This window comes from Kineothrix sp. MSJ-39 (genome assembly GCF_018917935.1).
Lineage (GTDB): Bacteria > Bacillota > Clostridia > Lachnospirales > Lachnospiraceae > CAG-194.
On record NZ_JAHLPN010000005.1, the window covers coordinates 61,427 to 84,625 of the forward strand.

19 protein-coding genes and 1 pseudogene are annotated in these 23,199 nt (G+C 46.5%); 3 read left to right on the plus strand and 17 right to left on the minus strand.

From position 1 onward, the window contains the following. Positions 1–79: 79 nt before the first annotated feature. From KQI22_RS05005 to KQI22_RS05060, 12 genes are all read right to left on the minus strand, one after another. The gene (locus KQI22_RS05005; protein WP_216550974.1) at positions 80–1,033 is read right to left on the minus strand and encodes an acyl-CoA thioester hydrolase/BAAT C-terminal domain-containing protein; all 954 of its coding nucleotides are present in this window, start codon (positions 1,031–1,033) and stop codon (positions 80–82) included. Positions 1,034–1,104: 71 nt separating this feature from the next. Further along, entirely contained in the window at positions 1,105–1,947 is an 843-nt protein-coding gene (locus tag KQI22_RS05010; RefSeq protein ID WP_216550975.1) for a substrate-binding domain-containing protein, read from the minus strand. A 1-nt stretch (position 1,948) separates the two neighbouring features. After that, positions 1,949–3,694: a Na/Pi cotransporter family protein gene (locus tag KQI22_RS05015; protein ID WP_216550976.1), complete on the minus strand. Its 1,746-nt coding sequence runs from the start codon at positions 3,692–3,694 to the stop codon at positions 1,949–1,951. A 94-nt stretch (positions 3,695–3,788) separates the two neighbouring features. Beyond that, complete coding sequence (gene hcp, locus KQI22_RS05020) at positions 3,789–5,375, minus strand: hydroxylamine reductase (RefSeq protein WP_216551041.1); 1,587 nt, start codon at positions 5,373–5,375, stop codon at positions 3,789–3,791. 107 nt (positions 5,376–5,482) lie between these two features. Beyond that, positions 5,483–7,582, minus strand: a complete 2,100-nt coding sequence (locus KQI22_RS05025) for a M56 family metallopeptidase (RefSeq protein ID WP_216550977.1) — start codon at positions 7,580–7,582, stop codon at positions 5,483–5,485. A gap of 3 nt (positions 7,583–7,585) precedes the next feature. Further along, positions 7,586–7,948, minus strand: coding sequence for a BlaI/MecI/CopY family transcriptional regulator (locus tag KQI22_RS05030; RefSeq protein WP_216550978.1), 363 nt, complete (start codon positions 7,946–7,948; stop codon positions 7,586–7,588). Positions 7,949–8,030: 82 nt separating this feature from the next. Further along, positions 8,031–8,918 carry a Fic family protein gene (locus KQI22_RS05035; RefSeq protein ID WP_216550979.1) on the minus strand — a complete coding sequence of 296 codons (888 nt, stop codon included), beginning with the start codon at positions 8,916–8,918 and terminating at the stop codon, positions 8,031–8,033. 298 nt (positions 8,919–9,216) lie between these two features. Further along, entirely contained in the window at positions 9,217–9,555 is a 339-nt protein-coding gene (locus KQI22_RS05040; protein ID WP_216550980.1) for a PqqD family protein, read from the minus strand. Positions 9,556–9,557: 2 nt separating this feature from the next. Next, positions 9,558–11,480, minus strand: coding sequence for an OPT family oligopeptide transporter (locus KQI22_RS05045; protein WP_216550981.1), 1,923 nt, complete (start codon positions 11,478–11,480; stop codon positions 9,558–9,560). Positions 11,481–11,618: 138 nt separating this feature from the next. Then, complete coding sequence (locus tag KQI22_RS05050) at positions 11,619–12,464, minus strand: class II fructose-bisphosphate aldolase (protein WP_216550982.1); 846 nt, start codon at positions 12,462–12,464, stop codon at positions 11,619–11,621. 367 nt (positions 12,465–12,831) lie between these two features. Beyond that, the gene (locus tag KQI22_RS05055) at positions 12,832–13,971 is read right to left on the minus strand and encodes a carbohydrate kinase family protein (RefSeq protein WP_216550983.1); all 1,140 of its coding nucleotides are present in this window, start codon (positions 13,969–13,971) and stop codon (positions 12,832–12,834) included. A 2-nt stretch (positions 13,972–13,973) separates the two neighbouring features. Next, positions 13,974–15,008 carry a TIM barrel protein gene (locus KQI22_RS05060; RefSeq protein WP_216550984.1) on the minus strand — a complete coding sequence of 345 codons (1,035 nt, stop codon included), beginning with the start codon at positions 15,006–15,008 and terminating at the stop codon, positions 13,974–13,976. Between the two features lie 173 nt (positions 15,009–15,181). Here KQI22_RS05060 and KQI22_RS05065 point away from each other — a divergent pair. Further along, positions 15,182–15,985 (plus strand): annotated as a pseudogene (locus KQI22_RS05065) (AraC family transcriptional regulator); the annotation flags it as partial. Between the two features lie 72 nt (positions 15,986–16,057). Here KQI22_RS05065 and KQI22_RS05070 read toward each other — a convergent pair. The 3 genes from KQI22_RS05070 to KQI22_RS05080 all read right to left on the minus strand — a co-directional run bounded on the left by KQI22_RS05070 (position 16,058) and on the right by KQI22_RS05080 (position 18,567). Further along, positions 16,058–17,392, minus strand: a complete 1,335-nt coding sequence (locus KQI22_RS05070) for an MATE family efflux transporter (RefSeq protein WP_216550985.1) — start codon at positions 17,390–17,392, stop codon at positions 16,058–16,060. A gap of 109 nt (positions 17,393–17,501) precedes the next feature. Then, positions 17,502–17,804 carry an AzlD domain-containing protein gene (locus KQI22_RS05075; protein ID WP_022005342.1) on the minus strand — a complete coding sequence of 101 codons (303 nt, stop codon included), beginning with the start codon at positions 17,802–17,804 and terminating at the stop codon, positions 17,502–17,504. Beyond that, a complete protein-coding gene (locus KQI22_RS05080; RefSeq protein ID WP_216550986.1) occupies positions 17,794–18,567 on the minus strand; it encodes an AzlC family ABC transporter permease in 774 nt (257 codons plus the stop codon). The genes KQI22_RS05075 and KQI22_RS05080 overlap by 11 nt, the downstream gene beginning before the upstream one ends. A gap of 453 nt (positions 18,568–19,020) precedes the next feature. Between KQI22_RS05080 and fliB the strand changes: the two genes are divergently transcribed. Beyond that, complete coding sequence (gene fliB / locus KQI22_RS05085; RefSeq protein ID WP_216550987.1) at positions 19,021–20,217, plus strand: flagellin lysine-N-methylase; 1,197 nt, start codon at positions 19,021–19,023, stop codon at positions 20,215–20,217. On the opposite strand, the gene KQI22_RS05090 is transcribed toward fliB, so the two are convergent. Then, positions 20,201–20,788 (minus strand): hypothetical protein, encoded by a 588-nt coding sequence (locus tag KQI22_RS05090; protein WP_216550988.1) that lies wholly within the window; start codon positions 20,786–20,788, stop codon positions 20,201–20,203. The two genes, fliB and KQI22_RS05090, sit on opposite strands and share 17 nt — an antisense overlap. 224 nt (positions 20,789–21,012) lie before the next feature. Between KQI22_RS05090 and KQI22_RS05095 the strand changes: the two genes are divergently transcribed. Beyond that, positions 21,013–22,368 (plus strand): NCS2 family permease, encoded by a 1,356-nt coding sequence (locus KQI22_RS05095; protein ID WP_216550989.1) that lies wholly within the window; start codon positions 21,013–21,015, stop codon positions 22,366–22,368. 146 nt (positions 22,369–22,514) lie between these two features. On the opposite strand, the gene KQI22_RS05100 is transcribed toward KQI22_RS05095, so the two are convergent. After that, entirely contained in the window at positions 22,515–23,162 is a 648-nt protein-coding gene (locus tag KQI22_RS05100) for a DUF3877 family protein (protein WP_253293514.1), read from the minus strand. Between the last annotated feature and the right edge of the window lie 37 nt (positions 23,163–23,199).

Sequence of the window (23,199 nt, forward strand, 5' to 3'; positions counted from 1 at the left end):
ATCTGTCCTTATTATAGCCGGCAAATTGTGTTGTCTTTTTGACCTGTCTGTGTAAAAAATGTGAAACAGAATTTTCCATTTATCCGTCGATCATACTCTCCTGCAAAAATGAGAGGATCTTCTGATAGCTTTCTTCTCTTGCCTCCATGCACTCTTTCGGGTATTTCTTTTCCATTGTAATAAATTTTCCAAGCATACGCATCAATTTATCCACATCCCCCATGGCTGCCAGTGCTTCATTTGGCATACCCAACAGATGACTGCCTTTTTCATAGATCACACACTCATAACGATGAGGGTATTGTTTTTCCCGCAGAACCTGTATCATACGTTTCACCGCCTGATCGGACGGCCATGTATCGTCATAGCCCGGTGCCAGAAACAGCCAGTCGCAGTTTCCGTTTTCTACCTTGATCCTGCTCGCATCTGTCCGGTTCTTAAAACATTCATTATAATAGAAGCGGTTCATTGCCTTGGAACCGTAACGCGGATCCTTTTTCCACTTTTTCAGTGTTGCAGGCAGGTGGGAAAGTGCCTCCGCAGGCTCATACGGTATATTTTCCCCATGCAGGGTAAAATATGATCTATGCTGTCTGATGACCATATTTTTGCAGCCTTCCACTACAAAATCAAAGCCCGAAACAACGATTGCACAACTGATCTGCGGAAAATAAGCACCGCAAAGTGCCGTATAGGCAGCACCAAGTGAAAGCCCGATCATGCCGATCTTGGTTACCTTTACCGGACATTTTTCTTTTAACCAGTCGATCGCCAGTTCCACATAATCGAGTGGGATCGCTACGGTCTGTCTGGAAAGCGGCTTCCAAAGATAGTAGCCCACTGCTAACACGCTGTAGCCCTCTTTTGCCAGGATCGCAGCTCTTGCCTCTACCACATTCCGTGGTTCTCCACTGCCTCCCACAAAAATGATCGCTTTATCCACATAACGGTCTCCCTGATAAAAACTGCCAAGAAACCCTTCCTTTTCCAAGCTGCAGATCAGATCCGGTTTTCTTTCCTGTCCGTTTTCCATAAAAAAACTCCCTTCCGTGTTACATGTTAGTCAATTCTAACTCAAATTGTAACACAGAAGGGATCGTTTTACTATCTTTTATTCAGATCCTGCCAGCTTTCATATTTCTTATCATAGATTTTCTGTATATTCTTTTTAGAAAGCTCTTCCAGTGGATTTTCTGTATTTACGATCACCGCGATCGCATCCCGTCCGAATACCTGCGTCTGTAACAGCTCTTTTTCATATGCTTTCAGACTTCTGGATGACATCGCCAGATCGCAGCGGTTTTGCAGTACATCGTTGATACCCTGCGTGGAATCCGACACCTCGATCTCTATCTTCGCATTGGGATTTTGCTTTTCATAATCTGCTGCAAGCTCCTGCATCATTGGTGCCATAGAGGAAGAACCATGTATCACGAGCGTTCCCTTTGACTGATCTGACAAAAATGTTTCCGATTTCTGAACAGGCACGCAGTACTTTCCTACCAGCTCCTGTCCCTTTGTCCGTACATAGTACAGGAAATCATTTGCAACAGCGGACAGTGTATCCGGATATGCCACATAATACTCTCTTGTCAGCGGATATTTTCTTTCTTCTATCGTCTGCTGTGTCGGCAGACTTCCATCGATCGCAAGTACCTTGATCTGTGCAGACTCCTGTAATGCGCTGTATGCCACATATCCGATCGCATCCTTTGCTGCCTCCACCTGCTGTATCATATCCTCTGTGGAAGCTGCGATCTCTTTTGTGCCTGATGCATCTGTATTTACCAGATTTTCAAATTCCGCTTTTGTACCGGAACCGTCTTCTCTGGAAATTACCTGCAGCTTACCCATTTGGGACAGATCAGGAAGCGTCTTTTGTCCACAGCCTGTCAGAAGCAATAGGAAAGCGGGCAACAGTAAAAGTAATTTTCTCTGTCCTTTCATGCTATGCCAGACTCCCTTCTGCTGCGGGAACCTTCAGACCTTCCCTTACAAGTTCTTCGTTTTCGATGGCAAACTTGTCGAATGTGATATGCTCCAGTGCTTCCTCCGCGATTGCTGCGCAGTTATCTGCCATTCTGTCCATATTATATAGAATAGAGGAATACGTTGCTGTCAACTTACCGGAACAGGTCTTTTTCTTGACTCTGGCAAGATGTGCCTTGTTGTTCTGCTTCTGTGCCTTCGTCATTTTACGTTTATCCATGACTACTTTTTCAGCCACCTGTTCGTTCCCATCTGTTACAGCTTCCACGCATCCTCCGAAAAGTTTTTCCAGAATCTGCATACAGTCTTTTAATTCCTTAACAGCCGCTTCAGAAAAATACTTGTCTTTTTCTTCCATTTTTTCAATAAAACCGCTTATTTCCTGACAACGGTCTGCAATCCTGTCCACGTTATTATTGATGACCAGAAGACCGGCTGTCTGTTCTGCCTGTGTTTCCGTCAGGTTGCCACCGGCAAACATTTTGGATATATAATCTGTAATCCGATCCTGCAGCTTCTTCACAGTTTCATATTCTGCATGATATTCGCTTCTCTGTTCTTTGTTTTTCCCGTCGGAAAGTACCTGCTTCATATTGGAAAGCATGGCAGCTGTATGACCGCAGAGTTTTGTCAGCTCACAGGATACCAGATACATGGCAACTGCCGACTGACCGATCAGATGTTCATCCAAAAATTGTGGCTGATAAGAAACAACCGGCTGTTTGTCCTCTCCGCGGATGATAAATTTCACGATCTTTACCATGATCGGGATAAGTGGCAGCCAGATCAGCGTACATACGACGTTAAAGGTTGTATGCGCATTGGCGATCTGTCTGGAGATCACTTCTATTTCCGGTCCTTTCGGTGAAATGAACTGTACAAACTTTGTCAGTACAGGGATCAGGAACAGAAACAGGATACTGCCCGTAATATTAAATACACTATGTGCAACTGCTGTTCTCTTTGCATTCTTGGACTGTCCGATAGAAGCAAGCAGTGCTGTGATCGTTGTACCGATATTATCACCAAGCAGGATCGGGATCGCTCCGGCAAGTCCTATTACGCTGACCGTGCTGTCTGCCGCAATCGGCTGCGTGGCAAAATTCTGCAAAACGGCAATGGTTGCAGAACTGCTCTGTACAACAAGTGTCATGATCATGCCGAGTAACACACCGAGAACCGGTATATCACTGACCTTTCCCATCAGATCCAGAAAGATCGGGCTTCTTGCCAGCGGTTTCATAACGCTTCCCATGATTTCGATACCTTCAAACAACAGACCAAAGGAGAATATGACCATACCGATATTTTTGATCTTCTCTTTTTTGCAGGCGAAGAACAGCATAAAGCCCACAAAAATGATCGGATAAATATAATCACTGATCTTAAACGCCATTAACTGCGCAGTCATTGTTGTTCCGATATTCGCACCGAAAATAACGGAAATTGCCTGTGGCAGCGACATGAGTCCTGCACTGACAAAACCGATCACCATAACGGTTGTCGCAGAGCTGGACTGCAGTACGGCTGTTACCAGTGCTCCCGCAAGCGCTCCCATGATCGGATTCTTTGTCAGAAAGCCCAATACCTTTTTCATCTTTTCACCGGCTGCTTTCTGCAGGGCATCGCTCATACTGTTCATACCATATAAGAACAGTGCAAGACCGCCCACCAGACCAAATATTACTTGTACTTTTTCATTCATAATTCTTCTCCTTTGTCTGATACACTTTCTTCAGTGTATCAGTGAGAAGAAATATGCAATATCACATACCGGTAAAATGAAAGTAAAATTTATGTCAAGCGTGCAGCAGCTTTGCCAGATCTTCTTTAGGCGTGGAAATTTTGCCGATATTATAGTTCTTTACTAAGATATCCAGTACATCGCCGGACAAAAATGCAGGCAGTGTAGGACCAAGCAGGATATCGTGGATGCCCAGATGCAGCAGTGTCAATAGAATGCAGACTGCCTTCTGCTCATACCAGGAAAGCACCATGGAAAGCGGCAGTTCATTGACACTGCAGCCAAACGCCTCTGCCAGCGCAAGTGCGATCCTGATCGCACCATAGGCATCATTACACTGTCCGACATCCATGATACGCGGAAGTCCCGCTATCGTTCCGAGATCCAGATCATTAAAGCGGAACTTTCCACATGCCAGCGTCAGAACGATCGTATCCGGCGGTGTCTGTTTGACAAATTCCGTATAGTAGTTTCTGCCCGGCTTTGCACCGTCGCAGCCACCCACCAGAAAGAAATGGCGGATCTTTCCGGCTTTGACCGCTTCCACCACTTCAGCCGTATGCGAAAGCACTGCGTGATGTCCGAAGCCTGTCATCACCTTTTCTCCACCGTTGATGCCATGAAGCTGCTTATCCTCCTGATAGCCGCCCAGTGCAAGTGCCTTTTCAATGACCGGTGTAAAATCCTTATCGTCTCCGATATGCACCATCTCAGGATAGGAAACAACCTCCGTTGTAAAGATCCTGTCCGCGTAGCTTTCCTTTGGTGGCATCAGGCAGTTAGTTGTGAACAACACTGGCGCGGGAATATCTGCAAACTCCTTTTGCTGATTCTGCCATGCGGTTCCGAAATTTCCTTTTAACTGCGGATGCTTTTTCAGCTCCGGGTAGCCATGCGCGGGCAGCATTTCACCATGTGTATAGACATTTACGCCTCTACCGTCTGTCTGCTCCAGCAAAAGTTTTAGATCCAGCAGATCATGCCCGGATACGACAATAAACGGTCCTTTTTCGATCTTCAGCGGAACCTCCGTCGGCTCAGGATTTCCATAGCTTTCCGTGTTGGCACGATCTAACAGTTCCAGACAGAGCAGATTCTTTTCTCCCACTTCATCTACAAGGGGCAGCAGATCTTCTACTGTCAGTTCTTCCCCCAGCAAAAAGAGTGCTTTTATCATGAAATAGTTTACTTCTTCATTCCGAAAGCCAAGCACCATGGCATGATACGCATAAGCTGCCATACCACGCAGCCCGAATAGCACAAGAGATTTTAAAGATCTGATATTTTCCTCCGCCGTCCAGATGCTGCCAAGCTGCAGATCCTCGGTCATCCCACAAGGATTCGCACAGCTCTTACAGCCGGGCTTTAAGCTGTCCTTTTCCTGCTGCACCGCTGCGATCATTTCCTTTATGGATGCTTCATTAAAATTGACATTCGTCAGTGTGGCAAACAATGAGCGGATCACCAGATCACTTGTCCGCTGCTCTACTTTTCCGGCTCCGTTTAAAGAACGGGCAAGCCCGATCAACGCGCCGGTCAGTTCATCCTGCAGATTTGCCACCTCCGCCGTTTTGCCGCAGACACCCACTTTTCCGCTGCAGCCATCACAGCCCGCAGTCTGCTCACACTGAAAACAAAACATATTCTGTATTTCTTTTCCCACCGGATACTCTCTCCTTTTCTATGTTTTCTTATGTATTTAGTATTCTTCCGAATTGCATTTCTATGTATTTTATCATAAAAATGTAACTATTCGGCTGCGCCATAAGAAAAACTGATCGGGACTGATTCATGGTAGGCTTCCATCGCCTTGTTAAAATCTGCTTCGGACCGGGTGTCATCCTTCTGCTCACAGATAAGCTGACACGTCGTTTCATCGATCGCATATTTACTTACACTATGATTTCCCGCCGTATAGATACAGCCCTGCCCATAGCTGACAGGATATGCGGTTCCTTCGCTTTCCACACTGCCCAGATCCTTTACACTACCGTCTATCACATAATATACATGGCAGTCCAGAGCAGCCTGCACGCCCGTATCGTAGGTATAGCTTTGCTCTGTGGTAAACAGCACAGGATGCTCCAGTCCGATATCAACCAGTGCAAACTGTGTCTGATCATCCAGTCCGGCTATGGTATTCCCGTACAGTAACGCATTTTCCGCACTCTTTGTCACATCTTCTATCTCAATCGTTCCCGTATCGTAGCTCTGCAGATTCCATGTTTTTACCTGTATGCTACTGTCTGCCGGATCACTTGCAGGCGCTGGGAAGGTAAACGTTCCGCTGTAGCCATCTGCTGCTTTTTCCATGGTCGGCTCTGAGTCGGATGTACCGGTATAAGCCCATGGTGTATAGAAATAATTCCAGTTATCCTCACCGTTTAACTTATTGTTCAGAAGGATACCATAACTTCCGTATTCCCCACAGAGAAAACCATACGCCGCATACTGTCCGGTCGGATCCTCCGCCATTTTGATGAGTGCCCTGGCATCGTCCTTAAATTTTGGAGTGTTGCCCCACGGATACGCCTTGGAGAGATCCCCGTCAAGCTCTGCCAGAATGCTGTCCATCATGTCCTGTACCTGCTCCTCCATTTTCTGTCGTGCACTCTCGGCAGCAGCTTCCGCTGCTTTCTCTGCATCCTGTTGCGCCTGCTCTGCTGCATTGGCTGCATCTGCTGCATCTGCTGTTGTTTCCGACTCCTGCTGTGCCTGTTCCGCCGTCTGTCTGGCAGCTTCCGTCTCCTGCTGCGCTGCTTCTGCTGCTTTCTTATTCTGGACATTTTCAGTTACCTGTTGCTCACTTTGTGCAGCATCTGCTGTCTGTAAAGCGCTTGTGTCATCCTCTGTTTTCTGACCGGTCAGACAGAATACTGCTGCCAGTATCACAGCCAGTATCGCCAGAAGACTGCCCCACACCTTCGGCTTTTTAAAGTCCAAAATATTTTTAATACGTCCTGATGTATCGGATTCTCCGAATGCCAATGGGGAGAAAGTGACCTGCTTTCTGCCTGTCGCAAAAGTAAGCAGGGAGTTACTGTATGCTTTCCGAATCTGTGTCCCAAGCTGCAAAAGTACAGCTTCATCACAGCTCATTTCCATATCCCGGATCATCAGAAAGTAGGCGATCCAGACAAATGGATTGATCCAGTAAGCTGCCAGTAATACAAATGCAAGCAGCCGGACAATCGGATCTCCTCTCCTGATATGATACATTTCATGCGCCAGAATATAAGGCTTTTCTTCCACAGATAAATGGAACGGAATATAAATGCGCGGTTTTATGATCCCCAGAACAAACGGAGTTGTCAGATGATCGCATTCCCAGATATTTGCCTCCATATGTACTGCCTGTGCAGTCATTCTCCTGCATTTTAAATAAGAAATAATGCCATACAGCATCAGCGCGATCACGCCGGCGATCCAGATAAACATACAGATCTGCAAAATCTGATTCCATCCGCTGCCCAGTCCGGATCCTGCCTGTGACAGTCCCTGTGCTGCTCCGGTCACTGTCTGTCCTGTAATAAGCTGCCCTGCCGGCTGCAGATTCTGCGTGCCCGCCTGCAGATCTGTTAGCCTTTGCATATTGGATATGGTTACCTTCGGCGAATCCGTTAGAAACCGGATACCACTGATCCGCTGCATCAGGAAATGCCAGATACTGAGTAAACTGAACCGTGCTGGGAGCTGTATCTGGAACAGCATCCGGATACCAACCACTGACCAAAGCAGATAGCTGTATTTTTTCGGCAGTCTGCGCAAAATGAGACGCACCAGTAAAACAGCAAGGATCACAAGTGTCAAAATTCCGTTTCTCTGTAAAAATGTCATAAAGAATTCCATCTGCTATTCCTCCTTATGTGCCTCGATCATCTGTTTCAGTGCTTCCGCTTCCTCACCGGATATCTTTCTGCCCCCCAGAAATGCTGCAATAAAACCGGGCAGAGATCCGTCAAAAGTTCTCTCCACAAACTCCTCCGATTCCTTTGCCTGTATCTGCTCTTTGGATACCAGTGCTGATACGATCGTGTCCTTATTTTCCAGATATCCTTTTTCACACAGCTTTCTGAGAACGGTGTAAGTTGTTGATTTCTTCCAGCCCAGCTTTTCCTGGCATAAACTAACCAGTTGCCCGGAACTTACCGGCTCTGCCTCCCAGATCACACACATAAAACGATATTCGCTGTCACATAATTTTGCATATTCCATTTGACATTCTCCTTTTCCGGGTTCTTCGGTCTATAGTTGTAAACCTATTGTGGTTTTAGTTTATAACCATAAACCAGAGCTGTCAATATGCAATTCTAAAATAATCTAAATATGCTTTATACCTGTCCTGCGCTGTCAGACAAGTATCCGTCAGATACCCCTTCTCATTGTCCCATTCCTTCAGTCCACGATAATAGAACAGCTTCAGATCATCTTCAATAATAAACGGAACGATATGATATTTCAGACATTCCTTAAACAGGATAAGTCTCCCTACACGCCCATTTCCATCCTGAAACGGATGAATCCGTTCAAATTTCACATGGAAGTCCAGAATATCTTCCAATGTCTTTTCTTCCTTGCTGTTATATGCCGCCAGCAGCTTCTTCATCTCACCGGCAACTTCTTCCGGAAGTGTAGTTTCCATACCCCCAACTTCATTCGGCAGCTTTTTATAGTCCCCGACAACAAACCACTCTTTTCTGGAATCACTGGTACCGTTCTTTAAGATCAGATGCAGTTCTTTGATAAACTTTTCTGTAAGAGTTGTTTTTGCACAGTCAATGATGCTGTCAATGCAGCGGAAATGGTTTGCCGTTTCGATCACATCGTCTACATTGAGTACTTCTTTTTCGATACCGATTGTGTTTGTTTCAAATATATACCGGGTCTGATCATGTGTCAGGCGACTGCCTTCCATGTGGTTGGAATTATAGGTCAGTTCGATCTGTGTCTTATGATAAATACCACCGGCATATCTGTTTGCCTTTTCATCCTGCAAAATATCCAGCAAAGTTACCGACTGCTCCTTTTTATTGGAACGCTCGGGCTTTTCTGCTTTTTCCGGAATATACCATGTTTTCCCTTTCAAAAAGGCTTCCGGTACACGTCCCTGTGCACAATAATTTCTAACGCTGCGTTCCGATATATTCCACTTTTTTGCCATCTCAGCCACGGAAAGATATTGCATATGTGTCCTCCCTTTTAAAGTTTTAAGCCACGTCTGTTTTCATTAGTATACCATATTATCGGCAATAAATGCGCTGATTTGTATTGTTTTTATCCATATTTCTTGCCGATACAAGTTATTACCAGATCTACAACCCAATCAAAAAGAACGTAATATTCATAGTACACTCTCACGCTGAATGCGGTTGCTTGCATTATATATGCTATCACAGAGAAATCCCGGACAAAGCAGCCACAGGCTGCTTCATCCGGGATTCTTATTCTGGTTTTCTTTTTATTCACATGCATTCATATGCACGTTATACCTTACGGAACGTAATAAAACCTTTTCCATACAGTATCTTCATATACTGTGCCAGTCTTTCATATAAGGGCTCCGCTTTCTCGCCAAAGGCTTCCTGCACCAGTTCACCGATCTGCAGGATGCTTTTCTCTCCGTCGATCTGCTGCCAGATAAAGCTGCCCAGTTCTTCCAGCGTGATATGGCTGACCTTCGGTCTGCCAAAACAAAGCTGTGCAATGCGGTTCGCCAGACCTTTGTTTTCCATAGCAATGATGACATGGTCTTTTTCCAGCCTCCAGCTTATTCCCTCTTTGATCTTCGGAATATATTCCAAAAAATTATCTTGCTTCTTCATAGTTACTCTTTGTCAACCTTTTTATTCCAGATCGTAAATTTCAGGATTGTTAAAATGACAAGGGCAAGTACAACAAGTGCTCCGATCTGTCCGAGATTTACGCTGCCTGACAGATCAATATACTCTGCAAGTGATCTTCCGTTTACTTTTACAACCGCAAATACGGCAAGTAAAATGCCGACCAGACCTTCGCCTGCGATCATACCGGAACAGCAGAGCACACCATTTGAAATTGTGCTTTCCTTCTGCTCCCCACTCTTATATTTTCTCTTTTCCAGTGCCCAGCGTAAAATACCACCGATCATGATGCAGGAACTGAGCTCGATCGGCAGATACAGGCCAATGGCAAACGGCAGTACCGGAATGCCAAGAAGCTCTACGGCAAGTGCAATAAAGACACCGATGAAAACAAGTGTCCATGGCAGATTGCCACCCATAACACCTTCTACGATCATCTTCATGAGTGTTGCCTGTGGTGCGGAAAGCTCCGGTGTACCAAAGCCCCAGGCTGCATTTAACAGATATAATACAAAACCGATCGTTACAGCAGATACAACGGTTCCGATCATTTCACCGTACTGCTGTTTCACTGGGGTTGCACCTAAAATATAACCTGTCTTTAAGTCCTGTGACATATCGCCTGCCATTGCAGCGACAATACAGATCACGGAACCGATCGCGATCGCTGCTGTCATACCGGACATACCTGTGTGACCGGTTGCTTTCAGCAGAACAGTTGTCACAAGCAGTGTTGCGATCGCCATACCGGATACCGGGTTATTGGAACTGCCGACCAGTCCTACCATACGGGAAGAAACGGTTGCAAAGAAGAAACCGAAGATAACGATCACGATCGCGCCGATCACATCAATCGGAATAACCGGTGTCACTGCGATAGCAACAATGAGGATTGCCAGCATAATGAGTACAACCGACATCTTCAGATCTTTTTCGGTACGCAGTTCATTTGCCTGTTTCCCGGAATTTTTCAGTCCTTTCATTGCATCTGCGAATGTTCTGACGATCAGTGGCAGAGACTTGATCAGACTCACAATACCACCTGTTGCCACAGCACCTGCACCGATATAGCGGATGTAGCTGCTCCAGATACCGGATGCACCAGCCTGCTCCCAAAGCTCATGTACGGAAACACTTGCCGGGAATAACGTCGTATCCGCACCAAATAAATAGATCATCGGAATGAGAACGAGCCAGCCTAAAATACCGCCCGCAAACATATAAGAAGAAATCTTAAAACCGCAGATATAACCTACGCTGACAAGTGCCGGATATACCTGCGCACTGATCTCTCCGTGAATTTTCTGTACAGTTACCGTAACGGCAGAAGATACCACTTTCAGACCGTCTACAATAAATTTAAACAGAGCTGCGATTCCCATGCCAAGGAATACGACTGATGCATTTGCACCGCCCTTTTCGCCTGCCAGCAATACTTCCGCACAGGCAGTTCCCTCCGGATAAGGCAGTGTTCCGTGCTCTTTTACGATCAGTGCCTTTCTAAGCGGTACCATAAAGCAGATACCAAGCAGTCCACCGATCAGGGCAATGAGTGCAATTTCCATAATGCTTGGCATTTTAGTGCCTTCCTCCTGTGCCCATAAAAAAAGCGCCGGCATCGTAAAGATCGCACCGGCTGCAAGTGATTCACCTGCCGAACCGATCGTCTGTACCATGTTGCTTTCCAGAATCGTGTCCTTTTTTCTGCACAGGCGGTAAACGCCCATACCAAGAACAGCCGCCGGGATCGATGCGGATACGGTCATACCGACACGCAGACCCAGATATGCATTGGCAGCACCGAAAACGATCGCCAGAATGATACCGACAATAATAGAAAGCGGTGTCATTTCATGCAGCGTCCGATCTGCGCTGATGTAAGGTTTCATAGTTTCTTTTTCTTCCATTTGTAATGTGTTCCTCCTAAATAAAAGTGCGTTGGCTAACGAGTAGCCAACGCTAACTTTCACGATTGTATCATATTGCACAAAAAATTGCAACATACTGTTCCCGTTTTCACTCCGTTTCCAGTATTTTGTGCATTTTCAGGCTTTTCCATTCGAACCGAATAATAAAATCTTGTCACGGACAACTTCTTTCATGGCATCGATCTCATACGGAATGAGCCCCATCATAGACTTTGCTCCTGCTGCAAGTCCCGCTTCAATACCACGCTTTCCAGCCTTATCGATGTCCGTAAAGATATTGACCTTGGCAACACCTTCCTTGACAGCCGTCTTAAAATCTGTATCGGAAAGCCCGCTGCCGCCATGCAGCACAAGCGGAATCCCTGTTTTTCCCGCGATCACACGAATGCGGTCAAAATCCAGCTTTGGCGGGAATGCATAATCGCCATGTGCGTTACCGACTGCTACCGCAAGAGAATCCACGCCTGTCCGTTTTACAAAATCTGCGGCTGTTTCCGGATCTGTAAAATAATCACTCGGATTTTCCAGTTTGCCTGCGCCGGCATTATCGCCGACATGCCCCAGCTCACCTTCTACCGTTCTGCCCATTGCATGACAGATCTTTACCATTTCAGCCACCTTTTCAATATTCTCCTCATATGGAGCGGTAGAGCAGTCATACATAATAGAAGTGAAACCGAGCTCCAGTGCCTGCATACATTTTTCAAAGGTCAGACCGTGATCGTAATGTACACAGACAGGCACACTTGCCTTTTCTGCCATCGGAATCAGATACTCCGCTACTCTTGTCATTTCCATAGCAGGCAGCAGGACTTCTGCCGTTCCGACCATGACCGGAGCTTTCAGTTCTTCTGCTGTTTCAATAATGGCTCTTGCCATCTCTACATTAACCGCATTAAAAAATCCTACGCCGTAACCGCCCTTCTTTGCAGGCAGCAGGACATCATTCATATTGGCTAACATCTTTTCTCCTCCTTACATATGTGGAACCTCTCGCATGTTTAATCGCTGCGCGATGCGAGAGGCTACATCATGCATCTAACGATGCATGACATTTTGTGGAACCTCTCGCATGTTTAATCGCTGCGCGATGCGAGAGGCTACATCATGCATCTAACGATGCATGACATTTTGTGGAACCTCTCGCATGTTTAATCGCTGCGCGATGCGAGAGGCTACATCATGCATCTAACGATGCATGACATTTTGTGGAACCTCTCGCATGTTTAATCGCTGCGCGATGCGAGAGGCTACATCATGCATCTAACGATGCATGACATTTTGTGGAACCTCTCGCATGATTGATTGCTGCGCGATGCGAGGGGCTGCATCATGCACCTATCGATGCATGACATTTGTCCCAACCTGCGGCGATCTTCTTCCGCAGCTCATCAAACGGCTTCAATCCGCTTAGTGCGTCATATTCCGTTACACAGCAGGCACCTGTCGCCGCCGCCAGATGCAGTGCTTCCTCCGGCTCACAACCTTCCAGCATGGCAGTCAGAAACGCTGCAATGCTCGAATCACCCGCTCCTGTCCCGGAACGTACTCTGTCCGGTACATAGCTTCTCTCAAAGATCTCTTTTTCTGCCCATGCATCTGCGGTAAGCTCTGCCTTACTGCCGATCTCCCGCAACGCAGCTTTGTCTGCCGTGCGCAGATACATGCCCGGAACACCGCATTTGATCAAAAGTACCTTTGCCCCCAGCTCCATACACGCATCTGCAAGAGGTCTGATATCTTTCTCCACATCCAGGATTTCCGTGATATCACGTCCGCCTGCCCTCTCCTGCCATGCATGAAACCGCTCACGATCCAGCATAAAGCAAAGTTCTTCCACGCTTGGGACAAAGAAATCCACAAAAGGCAGTACATTTTTCAGAATTTCTTTCCAGTCAGCCTGTCCTGCCGGTGCATTTTCATCTACCGCTGCCATATCCAGTGAAGTTGCCACGCCTGCAGCTTTTGCACGTTTCATCAGTGAAACGAGCTCTGCACCGTTGTCCGCATACATTTCCGGCATTAGCGGTGGGTAACCAAAGTGGAACAACGCTGCTTCCTCCAGTTTTTCCTGTGGAATATCCGCTGCCTTAAAATGACGGTTTGCCCCCGCATTATGCAAAAAGATGCGGTCGATCCCCGGAATTGCAAGCACGACAGAATAAGAGGTCTCTTCCCCCTCTTCTATCAGCATATCCGTATCCGCATCATGTTTTTTCAAAATATCCAGGATCATATTGCCAAAAGCATCTTTTCCGACCTTTCCCATCAAAGAGACATCAGCGCCAAGCTTCTTCATGGCAAGCCCCGTATTGGCAACACTGCCACCTGTATGTACATCAGCCGCGCCAACCTCCAGAAGCTTTCCGGGGGATAGGATCTCCCCCGGATGCTGTACTTTTCTGTCTGGAAACATCGGTGTGATATCAAGGCAGATATGACCTGCCGCGATTACCTTCTTTTTTTCCATACTTATTCAATCCCCATCAGTAAATTCATCACATACATTTCAAGTGCTTCGAAGTCTCTGTTTTCCACACATTTCTTCTGGAACTCATAGTCAAATCTATCTACCTTTTCTTCCAGTGCCTTAAAGATCTTCAAGCTGTTTTCCAGATGCTTATAGCTGTCCTCGTCCTTTGTGGTACGCATTGCTTTTACATCCAGTCCGACATATTCACCATGGCTTCCATAGCCGTTTTCTTTCAGTACCTTTACCTGATTAAAGGCAGCACGCAGATTTTCTACGCCGAAGGATTTATCCTGATCGTAACGGATTCCGTTCTGGTCATTTAAGTGCACTGTCATCAGCTTGCCCATTGCAAGTGCAAAACCGATCTCATTTGCCGGATCCAGACCTGCCAGGATCGCATGTGCGCTTTCCAGATTACCGCCGACACGGGAAGGATCAATCGTAGCTGCTGAAATTGCCATGACATGCCCCATTGTACCACAGATGCTTCTGTCGATTGGTTCATTTGGTTTTGGCTCGATGCAGACACGGATCTTCGGATCATATTCAAGCATCTTGTTGATCGCTTCTATCAGCATCTTGGTTGCCCATACAGGAGATTTTGACTCTGCACATAAGGTACCTTCTCTTGCCAGCCAGAGCACGATCATATCTGTGCCAAGCTCATTTGCAATATCAATAGAACGGTAAGCTCTCCACATTGCATACTCTCTGTCTTCCTTGGAAGTGCTCATGAATCCGCCGTCCTGTGTATGCTCATCCATCCAGAGACGAGGTGCCACGAACTCTGCCTTTAAGTTGTACTTGTCTAATGTTTTCTTTAATTCTCTTGCTTTTTCCCTGATCTCTTCTTCTGTGTAATCATTGATGTTCGGTACTGCGTCATCATCATGGAACTGCACTGCAGAGAATCCAAGCTCTGCAAATTTTTTATATTTTTCCTCTGCCGGAATATCTGCTCTTGTTGCCGGTCCGTAAGAATCTGCTCCCGGATGTACGTTCCATGGTCCTACTGAAAATTTAAACTGTGACATATTGTTTTCCTCCTTTTCCAATCATACTGCACGCGTTGTATTCTATATCCTCCGGGTATTACCGGAGTTGTTTTTGATGTATTTATCCTACTATGGAACGCAGCTTTTGGCTGTTACAAGTTTAAGGAAAAAACATGACTAATTTGCTGTATTGTGCTATCATAATACACATGATGAAAAGAGAATACGAGATCATTTCCCATGAGGAAACCAATTTTAAAGTATTTGTGGTGAATCTGCTCTACCGCGCACCACACATTCATAAAGACTTTGAGCTCGGACTTGTGCTGGACGGTAACATCTCCATCCTGCTGCCCGGGCAGACACTTTTGCTGCAGCCCGGCGACTTCTGGCTGATCAATCCGTTCCAGAGCCACGAAATAAAAGCGGACAAGCCTGCACTGCTGCTTTCCCTGCAGGTTTCATCCGCCTTTTTTGCTCCGTATTATCCCGAGATCGATCATCTGGAATTTATTTCCTGTGTTCTGTCTGCCAGTGCCGATCCACAGTACCGGACACTGTTTTCCGATATGACTGCACTTGCCCTTACTTATTTTCAAAAAGATGCCTACTTTGCGCTCCGCTGCGCCAGTCTGGTCAATGCCTGCTTTTTCTCCCTGCTGCAGCTTTTGCCGCACCATTTTATTTCCCATCAGGAATCACAGTTGCTCCATGAAAATGCCAGACGTACCAGAAGCATCTCCCAGTATATTGAACAGCATGCAGGAGAAAAGCTGCTGCTTTCCGATATTGCAGCACGCGAAAATCTTTCCCTGTACTACCTTTCCCATCTGTTCAAGGAAACATTCGGAATGCCCTTTCAGACGTATCTGCTCAAAATACGATGTGAAAATGCCAGACGACTTTTGCTCCTGACCGATCTTTCCCTGCTTGATATCTGTATTAGCTGCGGCTTTTCCGATCCCAAGTATTTTAACAAAGGCTTCCGCCAGCAATATCAGCTCTCCCCGAAGGAATACAGACAGCAGTTCCAGCACGAAAAGCTGCCACAGCAGCAAAAATCCATGCTGACAACGCAGGAATTTTTATCAGAAAGCGCGAGCCTTATTGTACTGGAAAATGCCTATCGCAAGTCCAGCGGTTACAAGCTCCGCAATGCCAAAGGCGAGGAAGACACCGTTCGCCCCCAGACTTCTGCTGAGAAGCCAGGCAGCAGGGATAATGACCACGACATATCTTGACAGCGAGATAAAGAAGGATGGAATTCCTTTTCCCAGTCCTTCCAGCACACCGGAACATGTCACAGATACGGAAGATACCACAAAGCCAAGGCTGATCAGCCGAAGTGCTGTCATACCCAGACGCAGCGTTTCTTCATTCGTGATAAAAATGCCCATAAGCTGCTTTGGCAGACACAGGCAGAGCAGCATACCAACTGCCATGATCCCCATGATCAGGGCAAGGGCAAAACGGTAAATCTGTTTTACCCGCTTTTCTTCCCTGGCACCGTAGTTATAACCGATCAGCGGACGGATTCCCTGGATAATACCGTTTGCCGGCAGATACAGGAAAGTCTGCAGCTTGTAATAGACACCAAGCACCAGCACGTAAGCCTGTGAAAAGCCGGAAAGGATCGTATTCAGTGCAGAGATCAGAAGCGACGGAAGTGCCATATTCAACGTTGCGGGGATTCCGACACCATACAGCCGTTTCGCCGTTTCACTGTCCGGTTTCCAGCCCTTTAACTGCACCTTGACGGGGATTGGGCTGGCATAATAAAACACCAGATACACCAGCAATGTAATGACCTGTCCGATGCCTGTTGCTACTGCCGCACCTTCCATGCCCATTTCCGGGAACGGTCCCAGTCCGAAGATCAGGACAGGATCCAGCACAATATTGGTGATAAAGCCTGCCATCATACTGATCATCGATACCTTCATCCTGCCAACCGCCTGAAAGATCTTTTCATAGGCAATTCCCACCGTAATGACAACCGCAAACGAAAATGCGATCCGTGAATAGGAAAGCCCGTAGGCGATCACTACCTCATCCTCTGTAAAAAAACGCAAAAATGCCGGCATAAAAAGCAGACAGCCGATCACCAGCAGAATGCCATGCAAAATGTTGTACAGAATTGCATCTGCCGCTGCCTGGTCTGCCTTGTCCTGCTTCCCTGCGCCCAGATAGAAAGCGATCGCCGCATTCACACCGACAGAAAAGCCGACCGCGATCGCCGTGATCAGGTTCTGTACCGGATACACAAGAGAAAGTGCCGTCATTGCCTTATCACTGATCTTTGCCACAAAGTAGCTGTCTACAATATTATAAAGGGAATTGACCAACATCGACGCTGCCATCGGAAGTGACATCGATATGACAAGCGGGATGACCGGTTTTTCTTTCATAAAAGTCTGGTTCATTTTGGTTCTCCTTCCTTATTACAACAAACGCCACATAACTGCCTACTGGCAATTATGTGGCGAAAAATAGATACATATCCTAAAAAATCCACATGATTTTTATTATAGCTTATACAAACAACTCGATCACAAATACGAGCAGGCAGCAGATGACAGATACCGGAAAAAGTCCCGCACCAAGCCATGCTGCGATCATGCCCGCGATCAGTGCTGCCAGACCGGAGATCGGACTCTGCGTGGCATGTACGATAGCCGGGAAAGTCATGACGGCAAGTGTGACATACGGTACATAATATAAAAAGGACTGAATAAACCGGTTTTTGATCGGTTTTCGGATCAGCGTCAGAGGCAGGATACGGATTGTGTAAGATACCAGTGCCATGACAATAATATAGATCACATTACTTCTCACTTGTCTGTCCCTCCTCTTCCTGTGTATCCTTTACCGGGAATAAGATCGCTGCTGCGCCTGCGATCAGTACTGTCAGCAGGATCGTTCTTGTACCGTCCGACAACTTTGAAATAAGCGGCAGATAACCACAGACAAAGCTCAGCGCAAAACTGATCACAACCAGCACACCTACGATCTTATCTTTTTTAGCAGGCGGAATGATGATCGCAAGGAACATACCATACAGTGCCACACTCAGCGCACTTACAATCCGAAGCGGCAGTGCATTACCCGCCATGATGCCAAATGCTGTACCGAGTGCCCAGGCAGGTGCTGCCAGCAGGATCGCACCATATGTATAGAAGGGATTCAGATACCCCGGTCTTGCGATCGTAATACCAAATAATTCATCCGTCACATCATAACCTATGATCAGTCTGTGATAAAATGGCATGCCCGGTGCACATCTCTGCGCCAGTGCACAGCTCATCAGCAAATATCTCGCATTGGCGATCAGCGTGATGATCGCAACCTCCAGATAAGTTGCGTGCGCCGCGATCAATGTAAATGCTGCGTATTCTCCTGCGGATGCATTGTTAAACAGGCTGGCGAAGAATCCCTGCAGCGGTGTCAGCCCGGCTTTTCTTGCTGCGATTCCAAGCGAAAAGGAAACCGCAAAGTAACCAAGGGCAATCGGGAAGCCATCCCGCATACCATCACAGAACACTTTTCTGTTAAATGCATAGACCGCTTTATCTACTACATTTTCTTTTGTTTTACTCATGACTTTTTCCTCAAAACTGATTTTCTTCCAACACCGACAGACCATTTCCCACTTATCGATGTCAGTCACCGGATAATATCCGCATAGCTGTCCGACTGCTGATTGGAATAAATCAGGTTATATATTCCAGTCCGTATACAGCCAAGGCATATTATAACGCACAAATCAGGAAGAAAAAAGAGGCAATCTGTCCAATTTCCAACTAATTTCTGCTATTTTTCATGTTTTGGCACAATTTTTCTCCCGCCATGTTACAATATGGAAGGCACAAAGAATGTGCCCTGGCACATTCTTGCGCCTGCGGCGGTCGCTTGCGACATCCACATTGTACGCCGCAGTGCGCATCCCCGCGGAGCGTTTTTGTGTAACAGGAACGAAGTTTCCTATTACACAAAAAAACAGATTCTGTTACATTTCAGATAGCGGAATGAAATTATAAAAGGAAATTACTCTATGCTGACAATTTATCCAGACTATTATACTCAATTTACCTGCATCGCCGATTCCTGCTCCATCACCTGCTGCCAGGAGTGGAAGATCTATGTAGACGATACAACAAAGAATAAATGGAAAACACTCTCTGCACCTGACTCTATGGATGCAGATGGCAGAAAGCTTTCTTCCTATATCACGAAAAAAGAAGGCTCTCACGTGATCCGGCTTCTGCCGGACCATCGTTGTCCTTTTCTAACCGATAATAAATTATGTTGCCTTGTACAAACTTACGGAGACAGCGTGCTGTCCGAAACCTGTACCTCATTTCCAAGGGAGCTGCATACATTTTCTACGCATAAAGAGGCTTCTCTTATGCCATGCTGCCCTGCAGTGATCGATCTGTGGCAGCAGGCTGATGCTATGGGCTTTCCTTCTTATACCATGTTTTCCGAACAGATTCTGCCTCCTTCTGCCGGTCAGACACAGGCAGCCTTTTTACTGCGTGATCACCTGATCCAGCTTTTCTCTGATGCCAGTCTGACACCGGAGGAAGCACTTTTGACTGCCTTCTATTTTCTGCAGGAGCTGCTGCGGGAAGAAAAATCCGGCAAAAAACTGACAACGTCTTTGGTAGCATCTTATTTCCAAAAAGAAAACCTGCAACAGTTGCTGCAGGCTATTCACGAAATGCCATGTGTCATTTCCGATCTGTTATACGAATGTAATGAACTTCTGCAGGATCTTTCCGTCAATTACCTGCAGGAAGGGTTGTATACTGCTTACCTTTCTCCACTGATGGAACAGGCAGAAAATTTAACGCAGTTATTTCAGGAGCCAACTGATTCAGATGCCCGTATGGCATCCCTCTGGAAAGACTTCATGCGCAGCTTTTCTGTCTATCATCCGCTCCTGAGAAGCTATCTGGCAAATGACATATATGCGGATCTTCTCATTGACGAAGACCTTTCCCTGTCACACATGCTCATGCGCCTTGAGTGGACGACGCTCCAGTATACTGCGATCCGTCACAGTCTGTTCCTGCAATATCAGGCACAGGATGTGCCTGTCCTCTCTTATGAAGCAGTACGGGAATCCCTTGTTATCCTGACCCGTATGACAGGCTATGAAGAAGAGGATATCATCAGCTATCTGGAAAGCAGCTTTGAAGCACTCTTATGGGATTTTGGTTACCCTGCGCTTATTGTTGGCCGGTAACATCCAGTATTTCGGATGATGCTTCAGGCGATACTTCGGGAAGTTCGCCCTGTGCCTCTGTATTGTCAGCGACACCTTCCGGATCGTACTCTCCGCCTTCCTCATCGTCCCAGAGAGAATCGTATTCCTTCTGCTTTTCTTTCATGGCAGCCATCATCATCTGTGCCTGTTTTGCCTTACCATACAGGTCCGAATCATACTCCATCAGCTTCTTTTCATCCGCATAAGGTACTTTATCCCCCGCACACATTCTGGCTACCGTTGTCATGATCTTGGACATAGTTGCTGCCATACCTGTTTCCGGATCTGCCAGTGCCTTTGCATTTTCCGCGTTAGCTGCCAAACACCACTGTTCCGTCAGGCCGTCCAGCACTTCCTGGTTCTTATCAAATTCTTCCTGCGTCTTTTCGATGGAAAGCTGCAGCGTCGCAGCCTCATCCGACCACGTTTTGTCATTGGTTGCCTCAAATTTGGCTTTTGCAGCATCTCTTTGTTTTACCAGACTGCGCGTCTGATCAACTAGCTGCTGCCTGTATCTCTGATAAATAGGCATTGCGTCCTTGAGCTTCATCTTTTCAACCTCCCTGTTGCTATTGTGATCAAGTTATATACTTCCCTGTATTTTACCTTTTATATCATATAAATCGGCATATTGCCATGCAGGCTTAACCATCTCTGCTCCTCTTTGCAGTTCCGCCACAAATTTTCCTTTTTATTTCATGTGGCAGATAGTATACTATATGTAAGGAATTTATTACCCCGTACTAACCTTATAGAAGAAAGGATTTCTCATCTATGGAAAAGTTTTTTAAACTCAAAGAAAACGGAACCGACGTCCGTACAGAGGTTCTTGCCGGTATTACCACTTTTATGACAATGGCGTATATTCTGGCGATCAACCCGAACATGCTCTCCGCAGCAGGCATGGACGCTACAGCCGTTCTGATCGCAACCTGCTTATCCGCCTTCTTTGGCACCATGTGCATGGCACTATTTGCAAACTATCCGTTTGCGCTTGCTCCTGGCATGGGGCTGAATGCTTACTTTGCTTATACGGTCTGCCTTGGCATGGGCTATGACTGGCGTGTTGCACTGGCAGCCGTTGCGGTGGAAGGTATCATTTTTATCGTTTTATCGCTCACCAATGTCCGCGAAGCTATTTTCAATGCGATCCCAAGCATGCTCAAGAAGGGCGTCAGCGCAGGTATCGGTCTTTACATCGCTTTCATCGGTCTGCAGGGTGCTCATATCGTCGTCAACAGTGATTCGACTCTGATCACCTACGTCAGCTTCCGTTCCAAATTCGGAACCGAAGGCATCTGTGCACTGCTTGCCCTGATCGGTCTTTTCCTGACCGCCATTTTATATGCCCGCAATGTGAGGGGATCTATCCTGATCGGTATTATCGCCACATGGGTTCTTGGTATGCTCTGTCAGGCAGTCGGTATCTATCAGGTAACACCGGAGGAAGGCTTCTATTCCTTATATCCGTCCCTTGCCCTTACCGATTTTTCAAAGTTTTCCCTGACTTTCGGACAAGTGTTCAAGGCTGATTTTTCAGGTGTCAGCCTCAGTAATTTCATTGCCATTTTATTTGCTTTTCTTTTTGTTGATATGTTTGATACGATCGGTACTTTGGTCGGCGTTGCGACGAAGGCAGATATGCTTGACAAGGATGAAAAGCTGCCTCGCATCAAACAGGCTTTGTTTGCAGATGCGATCGCTACGTTAGTCGGTGCTATCTTCGGTACTTCCACAACAACGACCTATGTGGAAAGCTCCGCCGGTGTCGGTGCAGGTGCCAGAACCGGTCTTGCCTCTGTTGTAACCGGCCTGATGTTCCTGCTTGCCATTTTCTTTGCCCCGATTTTCACAGCCATTCCGGGCTTTGCTACCGCTCCGGCTCTGATCTTCGTCGGTTTCCTGATGGTAACCGCAGTGACAGGCATCAGCTTTGATGATCTGACAGAAGCAGTTCCCGCTTATCTCTGCCTGCTTGCCATGCCACTCATGTATAGCATTTCAGAAGGTATCGCGATCGGCGTGATCTCCTATGTCATCATCAACCTGTTTACCAAAAAGGCAAAAAAGATCACACCACTGATGTATGTACTGGCAATCTTATTTGTTGCCAAATATATCTTCCTGTGATCCTATAAAGTGTGCGCGAAGTGCGCATCTTTGCAAGCTTATTTCCTATACATTAGGAAATGCCCAGCCTCCCCCGGTCCAAGACTGAGGGTGGCTGGACATTTCTTGTTATGGCGACCGTTCATCAGAGCGTATCCCGTCTCTGCTTATAATCCCAGATCTGCATAATCCTGCGGCAGAAATCTGTGATAGATCATATGACAGCCTTCGTCTTTAAAGCAGTAATAATACCTGTCTTCTCCTTCCGTAAAACGGATATAAAAATCAAACTCATCCGCCTGCATTTCTTTTGTCAGAAACGGCTTTTCCTGTGCTTCAAATAATGCCGTCACCTCCTGTTTTGTTACCCCATGCTTACTTACAAGATCTATCAGCCTTGCAATAAATGGATTCTCCTGTTTATGCGCATGCACATAAGCCGATGCTTCCTCTGTCAGAAAGAAACAGAAACGATCTCCCTGATGCGTTACCCTGCTCTCACCAAATATAGGCTGCTTCACTGTCAGGAAATCCTGTAACCTTGCCTGCATTTCTTCTGTCAAAACCTCATCACCAAAGAAATGATTTAAAGAGGACAGTGGATAATATAACCTGACCGGCTCATCACGATACCCCAGCTTGATCTGCTGCTCCAGCATCACGTCCTCTATATTTGCTGCTAACTTTTGATATGCTTCTTCCCACATATGACTACTCGCTTTCTTTTCATTTCCATCGGTACAGATGAATCTGCACACTTTTCTATGATCATCATAACCTATTTTTCCCGGTATCGCCACATTCTTTTCCTTCATTCCATTGCTCCAATTTACATGACGCATTTGCGCTTCT